Below are 14,093 nucleotides of genomic sequence, written 5' to 3' on the forward strand. Positions count from 1 at the left end.
GTCAGCGACCGCACACTCGCCAAAGCTCTTCGGCGGCATCGAGATTGGCTGCACCGAGGCATTCGCCGATGGTCGGCTGACGCAGCCACGTCAGCACCTGTTCCTTGACGGCCGGGTCGAATGGCTCGCGAGTGGTGAACGCCGCCTCGACGAGCTCGCCGAGATGCTGTGCAGCAGCGACGGTACCGGTCGCGGACCAACGGTCCAGATGAGGCTGCAATGGCTGGTCGGTCCAATAGGTGAAGTCGATCAGAGTGGGGCCATCGGAGAAATAGCCGATTTCGGCCGGATGGTGGGCCAGTAACCGGCGCCACAGATCGTCGACGAGTTGTCCGACGGCCTGTTTCTCGGTGGTCGGCCAGCGCGGTATCTGCTGGCGCAGGCCGCGCAGGTTGAAGGCGAACACCGGTGCCTTCTCATCGGCCAGCAGCTCGATGAGACGTGGAAAGAAGTGGCGAAAGTGATCGTCGCTCAACGACATCACGTGCAGCGCTTCCAGCTGCGGCAGCGACAACGACCGCAGCGGGGTCGACCGGATGTCGTCGATGGACCACTGCGGGCCGCACTGCTCACAGATCGCCAACTCCCTCGGCAATGGATAACGCGCGAAGGTGGTGTACAGCGGCGCGGCGACATCGGTCACGACGACCGCGCGCCCCGCAGCACCCCCAACGCCCGCATGCCGTGATAGACGACGAGTGCGGCGATGGAGCCCAGCGCGATACCGGTGAACGTGAGATTGCCGATGCTCCAGGTGAAGTCGGCGATTCCGATGATCAGTGCGATCGCTGCGGTCATCTGGTTGACGGGCAGGCTGAAGTCCACATTGTTGGTCAGCCAGATCCGTACACCCAGCACACCGACGAGCCCGTAGAGCACGATTGTGGCGCCGCCGAGCACACCGGGTGGAACCGCCGAGATCGTCGCTCCGACCTTGGGGCACAACGCCAGAACGATGGCCGTCACACCCGCTACCCAGTACGCCGCGGTGGAGTAGACGCGAGTCGCGGCCATCACGCCGATGTTCTCGGCGTAGGTGGTGGTCGCGGAGCCACCGCCGATACCGGCGAGCACCGTCGCGACACCGTCGGCTGCCAGCGCCCGGCCGGTCAGCGGATCGGTGTCCACGCCCGTCATCTGCCCGACCGACTTGACGTGCCCGATGTTCTCGGCGACCAACGCGATGACCGCGGGTAGGAACATCGGCAGAACCGACAGGTTCAGCGTGGGGGTCTGGAACTCCGGCAACCCGATCCAGCCCGCCGCGGCGATCCCCGAGGTGTCCACCTCACCGAGAGCCAGCGCGAGCAGATATCCCGCGACGACCGCCAGGAAAATCGCCAGCCGGCCGATGATGCCGCGGAAGAACGCCAGCACCACGACGAGCAGGACCAGCGTGACAATGCCGACCAGAGGGCCCTTTTCGAAGTTCGTCTTGGCGGCCGGGGCCAGGTTGAACCCGATCAGGGCGACGATGGCTCCGGTCACGACCGGGGGAAGGGCGACCTCGATCCAATGCGTGCCCGCCAGGTGCACCACCAGGCCGATGACGATCAGCAAGGCGCCGACGGCGATCAACCCACCCAATGCGCTGCCTGCGCCGTGCGAGGCCACCGCTGCCGTCACCGGCGCGATCACCGAGAAGCTCGAGCCGAGATAGCTCGGCAGCCGATTGCCGGTGATCACCAGGAACAGCAGCGTGCCGATGCCGGAGAACAACAACGTGGTCGCGGGTGGGAAGCCGGTGAGGACCGGGACCAGAAAGGTGGCTCCGAACATCGCGACGACGTGCTGGGCGCCGATGCCCAACGTCCGCGGCCAGCTCAGCCGTTCGTGCGGGGCGACGACGAATTTCTCGTCGGCGCGACTTTCAACCGGTGTCCAGCTCATCGGTATCACGGACTGAAACTCAACCGCATTCTGGCGCGGCGCGCACGCTGTATCCATGAACTGGACTGGCCCCGCTATCGCATCGATCCAGTCGGCCCCGCCTTGGTTCACTCGGTAGGGTTGGGCTACAAGCGGATTCAATCCATAGAAGCAACGCGCTGACATTGCGACGGAGAGGGAAACCGTCATGAGTCGCCGAGAACACGCGCCTAGTCCGGTACCGCAGTCGGTGCTGGACGATCTGCAGACCCGACTGGCGTCGTACCGCCGGGTGGAACTTCCCGTCGGGTTCGGCTGGGAACGCGGTGTCGACGGCGAATATCTCGCCCGCCTGCTCGACTACTGGACGACGTCCTACGACTGGCGCGAACATGAAGAACAGCTACTCACGTTGCCCTGGACAGTCGCCGGAACCAACAGCGAGACACCGATCCGGGCGATCCATCAGCGGTCAGCAGACGATGGTGCGGGGACGGTGCTGTTGCTGCACGGGTGGCCCGACTCCGTCCTGCGCTTCCACAAGATCCTGCCGATGCTCACCGAGGCGCACCTGGTTGTGCCAGCCTTGCCCGGATTTCCCTTCGCCGCGCCTATCGACCGCCGTGGCGTATCCGCGACCGCTGCGGCCGAGGCAATAGCGGCCGCGATGACCGATCTCGGTTACGACCGCTACGTGGTGTCTGCCGGCGATGTCGGTTGTGACGTCGCCGAGGCGATCGCAGCCGATCACCCCGACGCGGTCGCGGCACTGCACCTGACCGATGTATCCCAATACCGATATCTCGTGAATCCGCCTCAGGACGTGACCGAATCGGAGCGGGCATACATGGCACACGGTCACCGGTGGCAGGATGCAGAGGGCGGTTACATGCATCTTCAGCGTACGAAGCCACACACCGTCGCCGTCGGACTCGGTGATTCGCCGGCAGGGCTGGCGGCCTGGATACTCGAGAAATTGCGGAGTTGGACCGACTGCGGCGGCGACGTGGAAGCCGTGTTCAGTCGCGACCAACTGCTCACCTGGATCACCGCCTACTGGGTCAGCGGTGCGATCGGTACGTCGTTCACGCCGTATGTCGAAAGTGGTTCGAAACCACCGGCCCGAATCCAGATCCCGACGGCCTTCACCATCTTCCCGAAGGACCTTGTGAACGCGCCCCGAGAATTCGCAGAACGCTTCTTCGACGTCCGGTCATGGAGCGAGGAGTCCCGCGGCGGTCACTTTGCGGCGTGGGAATGTCCGGTTGAATACGTCGCGGGTGTGCGTGCTGCAGTCGAGCTTGCCGGTTCACCGTAACCGCCGGACTAGGTAAATCAGCGCACCGAGCAGGAGTACGCCCACACCGGAGGCCACGGCCTGCACGGGAAGTGCGACCGCCAGCACGACGCAGCCGACCAGGCCGAGGGCGGGAACGAGGCGACGCCCCAGCGTCCACGCCGAGGCGTTGGCGATCGCGTAGTACACGAGCACCGCGAACGACGAAAACCCGATCACCCCACGGACATCGGCGACCGCGGCCAGCACAGCGACCACCACACCGACCGCCACCTCCGCGCGATGCGGCACCCCGAAGCGGGGATGCACGACGGCCAGACCGGCCGGCAGGTGGTGATCGCGCGCCATCGCCAGGGTGGTCCGCGATACCCCGAGAATCAGTGACAGCAGGGAACCCAGCGCCGCGACCGCCGCCCCGGCGCGCACCACGGGTTCGAACCCGGCCGCTCCGGCTGCTCGCACTGTGTCGGCCAATGGTGCTGCGGCCGTTGCCAATCGGTCGGGGCCCAGGACCGCCAGCACGGTCACGGCCACCGCGGCGTAGATGATGAGGGCAAGGCCGAGTGCGAGGGGAATGGCCCGCGGGATCGTTCGGGCGGGATCGCGCACCTCCTCGCCGAGCGTGGCGATGCGCGCGTAGCCCGCGAATGCGAAGAACAGCAATCCGGCGGCTTGCAGCACCCCGAGCGCGTGGGCGTCGCCAAGCCTGAGATGCTCGGCGTCGGCGCGCCCTGAGGTCGCCGCGATCACCACGACGGCGGCCAGCACCGCCACAACGACGGCGACGATGATCCGGGTCAGTAGCGCCGACTTCTGGATACCGCGGTAGTTGACGGCGGTCAGCGCCAGCACCGCGGCAACCGCCACCGCGTGCGCGTAGGCGGGCCAGACATAGAACCCGACCGTCAGCGCCATCGCGGCACACGACGCGGTCTTGCCGACGACGAAACTCCAGCCCGCGAGGTAGCCCCAGAACTCGCCGAGCCGCTCCCGGCCGTAGACGTACGTGCCGCCCGACTGGGGGTAGCGGGCCGCCAGCCAGGCCGAGGACATCGCGTTGCAGTAGGCGACGGCACCGGCAAGCGCCAACCCGACCAGCAACCACGAACCCGACGCGGCCGCTGCAGGGGTCAACGCGACGAAGATGCCGGCCCCGACCATGGAACCGAGCCCGATGATCACCGCATCGCTGGTGCCGAGGCGTCGCTGTAGGCCGTTCACCGGCGGGATCCTAGGCCCTGAACATGAATGCGGACCGACGTGGGAGCGGTCGCCCGCACTCACGCCGGTCCGGCACGGTCCCCCGACCTTTCGTGCTCGATCAATGTAAGCGAAAAATCTGACGGGGGCGTAAAAGGTGTCAGAACTGTGATCTTGAAGAGCTCAGCGGTTGCGGGCGATATTCGCACCCAGATAGGCGCCGTAGGCCACCAATCCGGCCAGCGCCAGCTTGCGCGTCTTAGGCACCACCAGGGCCAGCCCGATCGCGGTCTCGATCCCGCCGTCGATGTAGGTGTGCTGCAGGGTGTTGTCCGGGAAAGCCGACTTGGTCGCCGATTCGAACAATTCGGGGCGCACGAAGTGCGACAGCCCGGTGACGGCAACGACGACCCCGGTCAACTTGATCAACGGCTCTGCAGACATCGACGTCCTCTCAGGTTCAGCTGATGTGCCACTCGGTTTAACTGATGTGATAGTCGGACACCGGATACGTCGACGCCTCGCGTAATGCTTCGTGCGTAGTCATCGGCCGCAACAGCGTCGCCTCACCACTGGGATTGAAATAGTACGACCGCGACGACGCGCAGTTTCCGAGGGTGAACAAAGAGGTCCCCAGTAACTCGGTCATGTGATCGAGGTAGCGGGTGTTGGCGTCCTCGGTGATCTCGAACGTTGTCGCCCCGCGCTGCTTCAGTTCTCCGAAGAGCCGGTCCATGTGCCGCATCTGGTACTCCATCGAGTTGAAGAAGTTCAACCCGAGGAACGCGTACGGACTGGCCAGGCTCAAGAAGTTGGGGAAGTACGGCACCGACACGCCCTGGTACGCCTGGAACCGAGTCTCCCGCCACCACTTACCCAGATTGCGGCCGTCGCGACCGATCACCTCGATGGCCGGGAAGTTGGCTTCCCAGAGATCGAAACCCGTTGCCAGCACCAGAGTGTCGATGACGGCTTTGCTGCCGTCGTTGGCGACGATGCCGTCGGGTTCGATGTGATCGATCCCGCTGGTCTGCAGGTGCACATTCGGTTTGGTGAACGCCCGATAGAACTTGTTCGAGAATGTCGGCCGCTTGCAACCGAAGTCGTAATCCGGGGTGAGCTTGCGCCGCAGTTCCTTGTCCCGAATTATGGCGAACCGCCACAACTTCGACAGGTCGCCCGCGGCCCTGTTGCCCGCCGGGAAACGGCTGTAGTGGAGGATGCCCCAGTCGACGAGTACCTCGTAGACGAAGTCGGTGACGGCGCGGATGGCACGCTGGGCCAGCGGGACACGCGCGAACAGCCGCTTGGCCCTGGCGCCGAATTTGATGTCGATCTTCGGCACCACGTAGATCGCGGTGCGCTGATACACGGTGAGATCGGCTGCGTCCTTGGCCAATTCGGGGACGAGTTGCACGGCGGTGGCGCCGGTGCCGATGATGCCGATCTTGCGGTTGGCTGGGTCGTAGCTGTCGTCCCACGCGGCGGTGTGAACGACCTTGCCCTCGAAGCTCTCGATGCCTGGAATTTCGGGCGTGAACGGCTGCGACAGGAAGCCCGTCGCGGTGATCAAATACCGCGCCGTCAGCATGTCACCGTCGGCCAGCGTCACCCGCCACCGCTTGTCTTCCTCGTCCCATTGAGCGCTCTCGGCGGTCGTGTTGAACCGGATGTGGCGGCGCACGTCGTATTTGTCGGCGACGTTGTCTGCGTACTGCTTGATCTCCGTGCCGGTCGAGAACAATCGGTTCCAGTTCGGATTGGGCTCGAAGAAGTACGAGTACGTCGTGGTCGGGACGTCGACGGTCAGCCCGGGATAGTGGTTGACGTACCAGGTACCGCCCAGATCGTCCTCGCGGTCGAGCACGACGAAGTTGTCGAACCCGAGGCGTTTGAGCTGGATTGCCGCACCGATTCCTGCGAAACCGGCGCCGACGATGATCGCGTCGAGCTGCATCGATGGCATGCGGACAGAATACCGTATCTTACTCGCGAGTAAGGTGAAGCCGTTTGGCCCGAGTCCCCGGGACCAATGTCGTCAGGGCAGTGCCCGCAGCGCGGCGTCGACCGCCAGCGTGGGAACGTCCAGCGCCTTCGACCCCAGGTCGTGGCGCGCCCCGGTGACCTCGACGATCTCGACGGGCCCGGTGATGCCGCGGGCAGCCTCGCGCACGTCGTCGATGCTGCCGAACGGGTCCGACGTGCCGTGGGTGAACACCGTGGGGACCGTGATGGCACCGAAGTGTTCGGTGCGGAGTCGGTCGGGCTTGCCCGGCGGATGCAGGGGATACGAGAACAGTGTGAGCACGTTCAGCAGGTCGGAGTGCTCGGCGGCGACCATCGAGGTCATCCGGCCGCCGTAGGAATGCCCGCCCGCGATCACCGGCCCGTTGGCCAGCGTGCGGGCCAGCGTGAGCGCCTCGACGATCCCGTCCCGATCACCGGCTGCCGACCCCGACGGCGGTCCCTTCGGGCGGCGCCGGCGATACGGCAGGTTGTAGCGCACCGCGAGCCAGCCGCGGGATGCCCACTCGTCGCAGATCCGGATCAGCAGCGGAGACTCCCGGCTACCGCCGGCGCCGTGGGTCAGCATGACGACTCCGACCGGGGTGCCGTCCGGCTCGTGCGCGATGCCCGCGATGTCCTCGAGGTTCATTGCTGCAGCCGGAAGAGCGCTGACACGGGGCCGTGCCCGCCGCCCAGCGGATAGGCGGCGCGCAGACATTCGGTGACCCAGGCCTTGCCGAACGCCACCGCCTCGGGCATCGAATACCCATGCGCCAGTGCGCAAGCCGTGGCCGCGCCCAGCGTGTCACCGGCACCGTGGTCGTGGCCGGTGTCCACTCGCGGCGCGTCGAATTCGTGGAAGTCGGTGCCGTCGTACAACAGGTCGGGGCTGTGCGTCGAGCCCCGCAGATGGCCACCCTTCACCAATGCCCATTGCGGGCCAAGGGCGTGCAGCGCCTTCGCGGCGTCGCGCTGGGTCTGCTCGTCGACAACGTCGATACCGACCAGCAGGCGCACCTCGTCGAGGTTCGGTGTGACCAGGCTGGCCAGCGGAAACAGCTCGGTGCGCAGGGTCTCCAGCGCCGACGGATGCAGCAGCGGGTCGCCGTGCATGGAGGCGCAGACCGGGTCGACGACGAACGGGGTGGTGCCGGCCAGGCCGAGATCGCGCCAGGTTCCCGCGACCGTCTCGATGATCGCCGACGATGCCAGCATGCCGGTCTTGGCCGCCTGCACGCCGATGTCGGTGACCACCGACTCGATCTGGCCGGCGATGATGTCCAGCGGAATCTCGTGAAAACCCTTGACGCCCATCGAGTTCTGCACGGTCACCGCGGTGACGGCAACCAGAGAGTGCACCCCCAGCAATGCGAAGGTGCGCATATCGGCCTGGATGCCGGCACCGCCACCCGAGTCGGAGCCGGCGATGGTCATGACCCGCAGTGGGGTCTGGCCGAGCGGGGTCAGGGGCAGGAAATTCACGGCACCGAGTTTTCCAGAGGTATGTACACCCGGTTGCCGTGTGCGGCGAACTCCTCGGATTTGGCGGCCATCGCGTCGCGAATGTCCTGCGTGATGCGCATCGAGCAGAACTTGGGCCCGCACATCGAGCAGAAGTGGGCGGTCTTGGCGGGCTCGGCGGGCAGCGTCTCGTCGTGGAACTCTCGCGCGGTGTCGGGGTCCAGCGACAGGGCGAATTGGTCGTGCCACCGGAAGTCGAACCGGGCCCGCGACAGCGCGTCATCGCGCTCTTGAGCGCGCGGGTGACCCTTGGCCAGGTCGGCGGCGTGGGAGGCGATCTTGTACGCGATCACGCCGTCCTTGACGTCCTTGCGGTTGGGCAGCCCGAGATGTTCCTTGGGGGTGACGTAGCACAGCATCGCGGTGCCGGCCTGGGCGATGATCGCCGCGCCGATCGCCGACGTGATGTGGTCATAGCCGGGGGCGATGTCGGTGGCCAGCGGGCCCAGTGTGTAGAACGGGGCCTCGTCGCACAGTTCCTCTTCGAGGCGGACGTTCTCGACGATCTTGTGCATCGGCACATGGCCGGGTCCTTCGATCATCACTTGCACCCCAGCGGCTTTCGCGACCTTCGTCAGTTCACCGAGGGTGGCCAGCTCGGCGAACTGGGCCGCGTCGTTGGCGTCGGCGATCGAGCCGGGCCGCAGGCCGTCACCGAGCGAGAAGGTGACGTCATAGCGCTGAAGGATCTCGCAGAGATCGTCAAAGTGCTCGTACAGGAACGACTCTCGATGATGAGCCAGGCACCAGGCGGCCATGATCGACCCGCCCCGGCTGACGATCCCGGTGACCCGCTTGACGGTCAGCGGGATGTGGCGCAGCAGGACTCCGGCGTGCACGGTCATGTAGTCCACGCCCTGCTCGCACTGCTCGATCACGGTGTCGCGGTAGATCTCCCAGCTCAACTGGGTTGGGTCGCCCTTGACCTTCTCCAGCGCCTGATACATCGGCACGGTGCCGACCGGCACCGGGGAGTTGCGCAGGATCCACTCCCGGGTGGTGTGGATGTCGGCGCCGGTGGACAGGTCCATGATCGTGTCGGCGCCCCATCGAGTGGCCCACACCATCTTGTCGACCTCTTCGGCGATCGAGGAGGTGACGGCCGAATTGCCGATATTGGCATTGACTTTCACCGCGAATGCCTTGCCGATGATCATCGGCTCGCACTCGGGGTGGCGGTGATTGGCGGGGATCACCGCGCGGCCGCGCGCCACCTCGTCGCGGACGAGTTCAGCGGGCACTCCTTCCCGCGTGGCGATGAACGCCATCTCCGCGGTGATCTCCCCGGCGCGGGCCCGCTGTAGCTGGGTGCCTTCGGTGACAACGCCGGCCCGCGCGGGCAGCCCCGCGTGCAGGTCAATGGTGGCCTCGGAATCGGTGTACGGACCCGAGGTGTCGTAGAGGTCCAGATGCTCGCCATTGGACAGGTGCACACGGCGGAACGGAACGCCATCGCGGTAGATCTTGGTGCTGCCGGCGATCGGGCCGGTGGTAACGGTGGGTTCGACAAACGCAGTCATGCTCACTCCCTACGCCGGCATTATCCGGACAGGTTCTACGGTCGACGGCCCTCAGCCGTCCTCTCAGCGCACTGCCGGTGCGCTCCCGTGTGGTTGGTTTCCGTCGCCCACAGTAGCCCATGTCGCCGAGTTTCACGTTTTGCAGCCACTCACTCGATGTTTCGCTGCGAAAGGTGAAACTCGATCGGGGCCAGTCGGTCTCGGCTGAATTGTCGGGACTCGCTGGGATGCTTCCCGCATGGCGAAGCGGGATGTATTCGTCGGCCGTGAGGCATTGGCGGCCGGTCGGCTCACCAGAAGTGAGCTGGTCCGCTGGTATCAGCCGCTGTTCCGCGGCGTGTACATGCCCAAGGGTGCTGTCACGTTGTGGGACCGGGCGAAGGCGGCCTGGTTGGCGACTGGCCGCCAGGCGGTGGTCACCGGCGTCGCTGCATCGGGCCTGTACGGCGCGAGTTGGGTCGACGCTGACGCCACCATCGAGCTGATCTCCCCGCGGCACGCTCGTCCGCAACCCGGCCTCGTGGTCCGGCAGGAATTGCTCGCACCCGATGAGATCACCAAAGTCGCCGGCATCCCGGTCGTGGTGCGTGCCCGCGCGGCGTTCGACCTGGGGCGACATCTGGGACGCGGCGAGGCGGTCGCACGCCTGGATGCGCTCATGCGCAATCGTGTGTTCTCGGCCGAAGACGTACTCATCCTGGCCAAGCGGTATCCCGGAGCGCGAGGGGTGAAGCAGCTGGTCGGCCTCTTGCCGCTCATCGATGGCGGTGCGGCCTCGCCGCAGGAGACTCGGCTCCGATTGCTGTACATAGACGCCGGGCTCCCTCGTCCGACCACCCAGGTTCCCGTTCTCAACGGATGGGAAGCAGTCAGAATTCTGGACCTCGGGTGGGAGGACTTTCGGGTCGGCTCGGAGTACGACGGCGACGTGCATCGCACCAACCGTCGTGCCTACGTGAAGGACTTGCGTCTACGGCCGAAGGTGGAGGCCCTGGGCTGGGCGGTCGATCACGTCATCAAAGAAGACAGTGACGACGAAATCATCGGCCGCGCCGCCCAACTTCTGCGCTCTCGCGGCTGGACTCCCTGACGAGTTTCACGTTTTGCGGCGCGGTACTCGCACTTTCCCTGCGAAAGGTGAAACTCGCGCGTTGCCGGCCTGTCCCGGCGGCTGGGAATACCGATTGGCCCTTGATGATTTGTATAGCTAACATATGTGTTTCGCATACGAAACGAGATTCGCCCGTGACGACCGAGCTTGACCCTGCCCTGGCGGAAACCGACCGGCGTCGACGCCGGATGGACCACGATCACCCGCACTACAAGTGGGTCGTGCTGTCCAACACCACGCTGGGCATCCTGCTGGCCTCGATCAATGCCTCGATCGTCCTGATCTCACTGCCTGCGATCTTCCGTGGCATCGGCCTGAACCCTCTCGCGCCCGGCAACGTCAGTTACCTGCTGTGGATGCTGATGGGCTACCTGGTGGTGACCGCCGTGCTGGTGGTGCCGTTCGGGCGGCTCGGTGACATGTACGGCCGGGTGCGGATCTACAACATCGGCTTCGTGGTGTTCACGCTGGCGGCGGTCGCGCTGTCGTTCGACCCGTTCCACCTCGACGGCGGCGCGATATGGCTGATCGCCTGGCGGGTGATCCAGGGCATCGGCGGCGCCATGCTGATGTCGTCGTCGTCGGCCATCCTCACCGACGCCTTCCCGGCCAATCAGCGGGGCATGGCGCTCGGGGTCAACATGGTCGCCGCGGTGGCCGGCTCGTTCCTGGGCCTGCTGATCGGCGGCGTGCTCTCCGAGATCCACTGGCAGGCCATCTTCTGGGTGGGCGTGCCGATCGGCATCTTGGGCACCATCTGGAGCGTGCGCTCGCTCAAGGAGCTGGGTGTGCGCAATCCCGGCCGGGTCGACTGGGCCGGCACCGTCACATTCGGTGTCGGACTCACGGTCCTGCTGATCGGCATCACCTACGGCATCCAGCCCTACGGTGACTCCACGACGGGCTGGACGAGCCCCATGGTGCTGGGCTCGATCATCGGCGGGCTGGTGCTGCTGGTTGCGTTCTGTTTCATCGAACTGCGGGTGTCGCAGCCGATGGTCGACATCCGGCTGTTCAAATCGGCCGCGTTCGGCATGGGCAACCTCGCCGGGCTGATGTCGTCGGTGGGCCGCGGCGGCTTGCAGTTCATGTTGATCATCTGGTTGCAGGGCATCTGGCTTCCCTTGCACGGCTACAGCTTTGAATCCACCCCGTTGTGGGCGGGCATCTACCTGCTGCCCGCGACGTTCGGGTTCCTGGCCGCCGCGCCCATCGCGGGTTCGTTGGCCGACCGGTTCGGGGCGCGGCCGTTCACCGTGGCGGGCATGCTGCTGATGGCGGTGACATTCGTTGCGCTGCTGATGATCCCGGTCAACTTCAACTACTGGGTCTTCGCGGTGCTGGTGTTCCTCAACGGCCTGGGCGGCGGCATCTTCACCGCACCCAACACCGCGGCCATCATGTCCAGCGTCCCGGCCTCGCAGCGGGGCGCGGCGTCGGGCGTGCGCTCGACGTTCTTCAACGCCGGCAACTCGCTGTCGATCGGAATCTTCTTCTCGCTGATGATCGTCGGGCTGGCCCACACCCTGCCCGATGCGATGAGCCAAGGCCTTCAGGCCCAAGGCGTTTCGGCATCAGTCGCCCACGATGTGGCCAATCTGCCGCCGGTCGGCAGTCTGTTCGCCGCGTTCCTGGGCTACAACCCGATCGCCGAGCTACTGGCGCCGTACAACGCGCTGCACCAACCGGGTGTCAACGCCGATGTGCTGACCGGTCAGACGTTCTTCCCGAACCTGATCACCGAGCCGTTCCACTCCGGGCTGGTGGTGGTGTTCGGTGCCGCCGCGCTGATGATGGTGATCGGCGCGATCGCCTCGTTGTTCAACCCGGGCCGCTATGGCGGCGATCCGGTCACCGAGGGCCAGACGCCCGAGCAGGCGACGGCCGAGTAGCCACCGGCGGGGCGGTCCCCTCAGCCACCCAGCGGTGCAAGCGGCCTGCAGTGCGCCACATGGCGGCCTGCATTTCGTCGGGACCCAATTCGTCTTGGGCACAAGCCTTGAGGCGATCGGAGACCCTGACCAGGGTCACGGCTGCCACGCGGGCGGTGCGGTCACGCGAGGCCCGCATGCTCTGCGAGATCACCTCACGGAGCTCGATGAGATCGCCGACCACCCGCGAACCTCCGGCGGGTCGTTCTCGGCGATACAACTCGATGAGTGCGTCGATGCACGTCAACGTCTGGTGTGCGGTGCTTTTGGGAATCAGGATGTCGATGTCCGAACTCACCCGCTCAGCCCAGCACACCCGCGCGAACAAATCGTGACGAGCCGAGGACGGCCCGGGTTCACCAATCCGAACGGCCGACCAGAATGAGGTCGGTCAGTGCGAACGCAGGCACAGCGAGCGCTTCGGAGAGCTGCGCCGCGTAGGACCGTGCGATGAGGGGCCCGTCGCTGCGCTCGTCGAAGTCTCCGGTCAAGTCGACGGCGATCCGGCAGCCGAAGGTGTCGCTGGCCTCCACGACCTCGATGCCGAGCACACCGGCGGGCATCGGCAGTGTCGACGCGGCCGCGCGCACGTGCTCCACGGTGGCCGCCCAGTCGACGTAAACGGAAACAAACGATCGCATCTCATTGATCGTCGTTTCGGTCACCGGCGACCGCCACACGAATCGCCGAATGTTCACCTGCCGGTAATGGCGGGCGGCCTACTTGGTCCGAAACGACGTCTGCAACAGCTGCGCATCCATGTGGCTCGGCGTGACACCTGTGGTGGCGTAGAGGTACACCGCGGCCCGGAAAATCGATCCGAGCGCGGTGAAGACGAGGATCAGCGCCAAGAGATAGACGACTCCGACCGCGACGAGCGTGGCCACGACGGCTCCGCTCACGGCACCGCCGCCCGCACTGTTGGCCAGCATCACCCCGAGGGCGCCGAAAGCGAACAGCGGAAGCATGAAGAGAAACGAGATGAGGCCCAATCCGCCTGAGCCGGCCAGTGATTCACCCCAGGTGCGGCGCAGGATGCCCGACGACTGCTTGACAGCCTTGATGGGCCCGACCCCGTCGGTGACGAGGACCGGGACCACGAAATAGGTGGCGACTCCCCAGACTGCGCTGAAGATGCCCGCAAGCAGTTCCCCGAAAAACCCGAGCTTGTCGGTCAACAGCGCCTGCAGCGCCTGCAGGATGACACCGACGGTAGCCGCGATCAGTGACCACCCGAGGATCTGTGGCAGGCGCTTGGCCGCGGCGGCGAATCCCGAACCGATCGTGGGTGTCTGGCCAGCGAAGCTCTGCAGCGCGCAGGAGATCAGCGCGGCGTTGCAGAACACCACCACGAATGTGCACAGGAAATACCAGACGAACACGGCGACTCCGACAATCACCTGTTCGGTGTTCTGCGAGACGTTCAGCCCGGCTCCGGCCGCCGCAGCCACGCCGGTCGGGATGACTGCCACCGCGCTCACTGCGATCAGTGCGATACCGGAGAACACCGGGAACAGCGCCAGTTTCGGATAGCTCTTCAGGACCGACCAACTCGCCCCGGCCATGCTCCAACCGCGCTTGAACGATTCGAACATTGCGGCCTCCTTGTCTGAAGCCAATGCGTCGAGGACACCGTA

General features: G+C 65.7%; 14 protein-coding genes and 1 riboswitch. Of the genes, 3 read left to right on the plus strand and 11 right to left on the minus strand.

Annotated features, from left to right (window positions below):
* Position 1 precedes the first annotated feature (1 nt).
* The gene (locus EV580_RS27240; RefSeq protein WP_133695338.1) at positions 2 to 643 is read right to left on the minus strand and encodes a hypothetical protein; all 642 of its coding nucleotides are present in this window, start codon (positions 641 to 643) and stop codon (positions 2 to 4) included.
* Entirely contained in the window at positions 640 to 1,890 is a 1,251-nt protein-coding gene (locus EV580_RS27245) for a uracil-xanthine permease family protein (RefSeq protein WP_166654920.1), read from the minus strand. Before EV580_RS27245 ends, EV580_RS27240 begins: the two co-directional genes overlap by 4 nt.
* Before the next feature lie 187 nt (positions 1,891 to 2,077).
* Between EV580_RS27245 and EV580_RS27250 the strand changes: the two genes are divergently transcribed.
* Positions 2,078 to 3,187 (plus strand): epoxide hydrolase family protein, encoded by a 1,110-nt coding sequence (locus EV580_RS27250; RefSeq protein ID WP_133695342.1) that lies wholly within the window; start codon positions 2,078 to 2,080, stop codon positions 3,185 to 3,187.
* On the opposite strand, the gene EV580_RS27255 is transcribed toward EV580_RS27250, so the two are convergent.
* The 6 genes from EV580_RS27255 to thiC all read right to left on the minus strand — a co-directional run bounded on the left by EV580_RS27255 (position 3,179) and on the right by thiC (position 9,414).
* On the minus strand, positions 3,179 to 4,396 hold the full coding sequence (locus EV580_RS27255) for an APC family permease (protein ID WP_133695968.1): 1,218 nt from the start codon (positions 4,394 to 4,396) through the stop codon (positions 3,179 to 3,181). The genes EV580_RS27250 and EV580_RS27255 overlap by 9 nt on opposite strands.
* 153 nt (positions 4,397 to 4,549) lie before the next feature.
* Positions 4,550 to 4,810 carry a DoxX-related protein gene (locus tag EV580_RS27260; protein ID WP_133695343.1) on the minus strand — a complete coding sequence of 87 codons (261 nt, stop codon included), beginning with the start codon at positions 4,808 to 4,810 and terminating at the stop codon, positions 4,550 to 4,552.
* Between the two features lie 37 nt (positions 4,811 to 4,847).
* On the minus strand, positions 4,848 to 6,332 hold the full coding sequence (locus EV580_RS27265; protein ID WP_133695345.1) for a flavin-containing monooxygenase: 1,485 nt from the start codon (positions 6,330 to 6,332) through the stop codon (positions 4,848 to 4,850).
* A 72-nt stretch (positions 6,333 to 6,404) separates the two neighbouring features.
* Positions 6,405 to 7,022 carry an alpha/beta hydrolase family protein gene (locus tag EV580_RS27270; protein ID WP_133695347.1) on the minus strand — a complete coding sequence of 206 codons (618 nt, stop codon included), beginning with the start codon at positions 7,020 to 7,022 and terminating at the stop codon, positions 6,405 to 6,407.
* Positions 7,019 to 7,855 (minus strand): bifunctional hydroxymethylpyrimidine kinase/phosphomethylpyrimidine kinase, encoded by an 837-nt coding sequence (gene thiD / locus EV580_RS27275; protein ID WP_133695348.1) that lies wholly within the window; start codon positions 7,853 to 7,855, stop codon positions 7,019 to 7,021. The genes EV580_RS27270 and thiD overlap by 4 nt, the downstream gene beginning before the upstream one ends.
* Entirely contained in the window at positions 7,852 to 9,414 is a 1,563-nt protein-coding gene (thiC, locus tag EV580_RS27280) for a phosphomethylpyrimidine synthase ThiC (RefSeq protein ID WP_133695350.1), read from the minus strand. Before thiC ends, thiD begins: the two co-directional genes overlap by 4 nt.
* A riboswitch (TPP riboswitch) is annotated at positions 9,404 to 9,513 on the minus strand. It overlaps the preceding gene by 11 nt.
* Positions 9,514 to 9,652: 139 nt before the next feature.
* On the opposite strand from thiC, the gene EV580_RS27285 reads away from it, so the two are divergent.
* Both EV580_RS27285 and EV580_RS27290 read left to right on the plus strand, forming a co-directional pair.
* Entirely contained in the window at positions 9,653 to 10,504 is an 852-nt protein-coding gene (locus EV580_RS27285) for a putative endonuclease domain-containing protein (protein WP_133695352.1), read from the plus strand.
* A 209-nt stretch (positions 10,505 to 10,713) separates the two neighbouring features.
* Positions 10,714 to 12,417 (plus strand): MFS transporter, encoded by a 1,704-nt coding sequence (locus EV580_RS27290; RefSeq protein ID WP_133695970.1) that lies wholly within the window; start codon positions 10,714 to 10,716, stop codon positions 12,415 to 12,417.
* Here EV580_RS27290 and EV580_RS27295 read toward each other — a convergent pair.
* The 3 genes from EV580_RS27295 to EV580_RS27305 all read right to left on the minus strand — a co-directional run bounded on the left by EV580_RS27295 (position 12,377) and on the right by EV580_RS27305 (position 14,051).
* The gene (locus tag EV580_RS27295; protein WP_133695354.1) at positions 12,377 to 12,754 is read right to left on the minus strand and encodes a hypothetical protein; all 378 of its coding nucleotides are present in this window, start codon (positions 12,752 to 12,754) and stop codon (positions 12,377 to 12,379) included. The two genes, EV580_RS27290 and EV580_RS27295, sit on opposite strands and share 41 nt — an antisense overlap.
* A 58-nt stretch (positions 12,755 to 12,812) precedes the next feature.
* Positions 12,813 to 13,097 carry a hypothetical protein gene (locus tag EV580_RS27300; protein WP_133695355.1) on the minus strand — a complete coding sequence of 95 codons (285 nt, stop codon included), beginning with the start codon at positions 13,095 to 13,097 and terminating at the stop codon, positions 12,813 to 12,815.
* Positions 13,098 to 13,175: 78 nt separating this feature from the next.
* A complete protein-coding gene (locus tag EV580_RS27305; protein ID WP_133695357.1) occupies positions 13,176 to 14,051 on the minus strand; it encodes a DUF6159 family protein in 876 nt (291 codons plus the stop codon).
* Positions 14,052 to 14,093 lie beyond the last annotated feature (42 nt).

Origin of the sequence: Mycobacterium sp. BK086 (assembly GCA_004362315.1) — a bacterium.
Taxonomy (GTDB): Bacteria; Actinomycetota; Actinomycetes; order Mycobacteriales; family Mycobacteriaceae; genus Mycobacterium.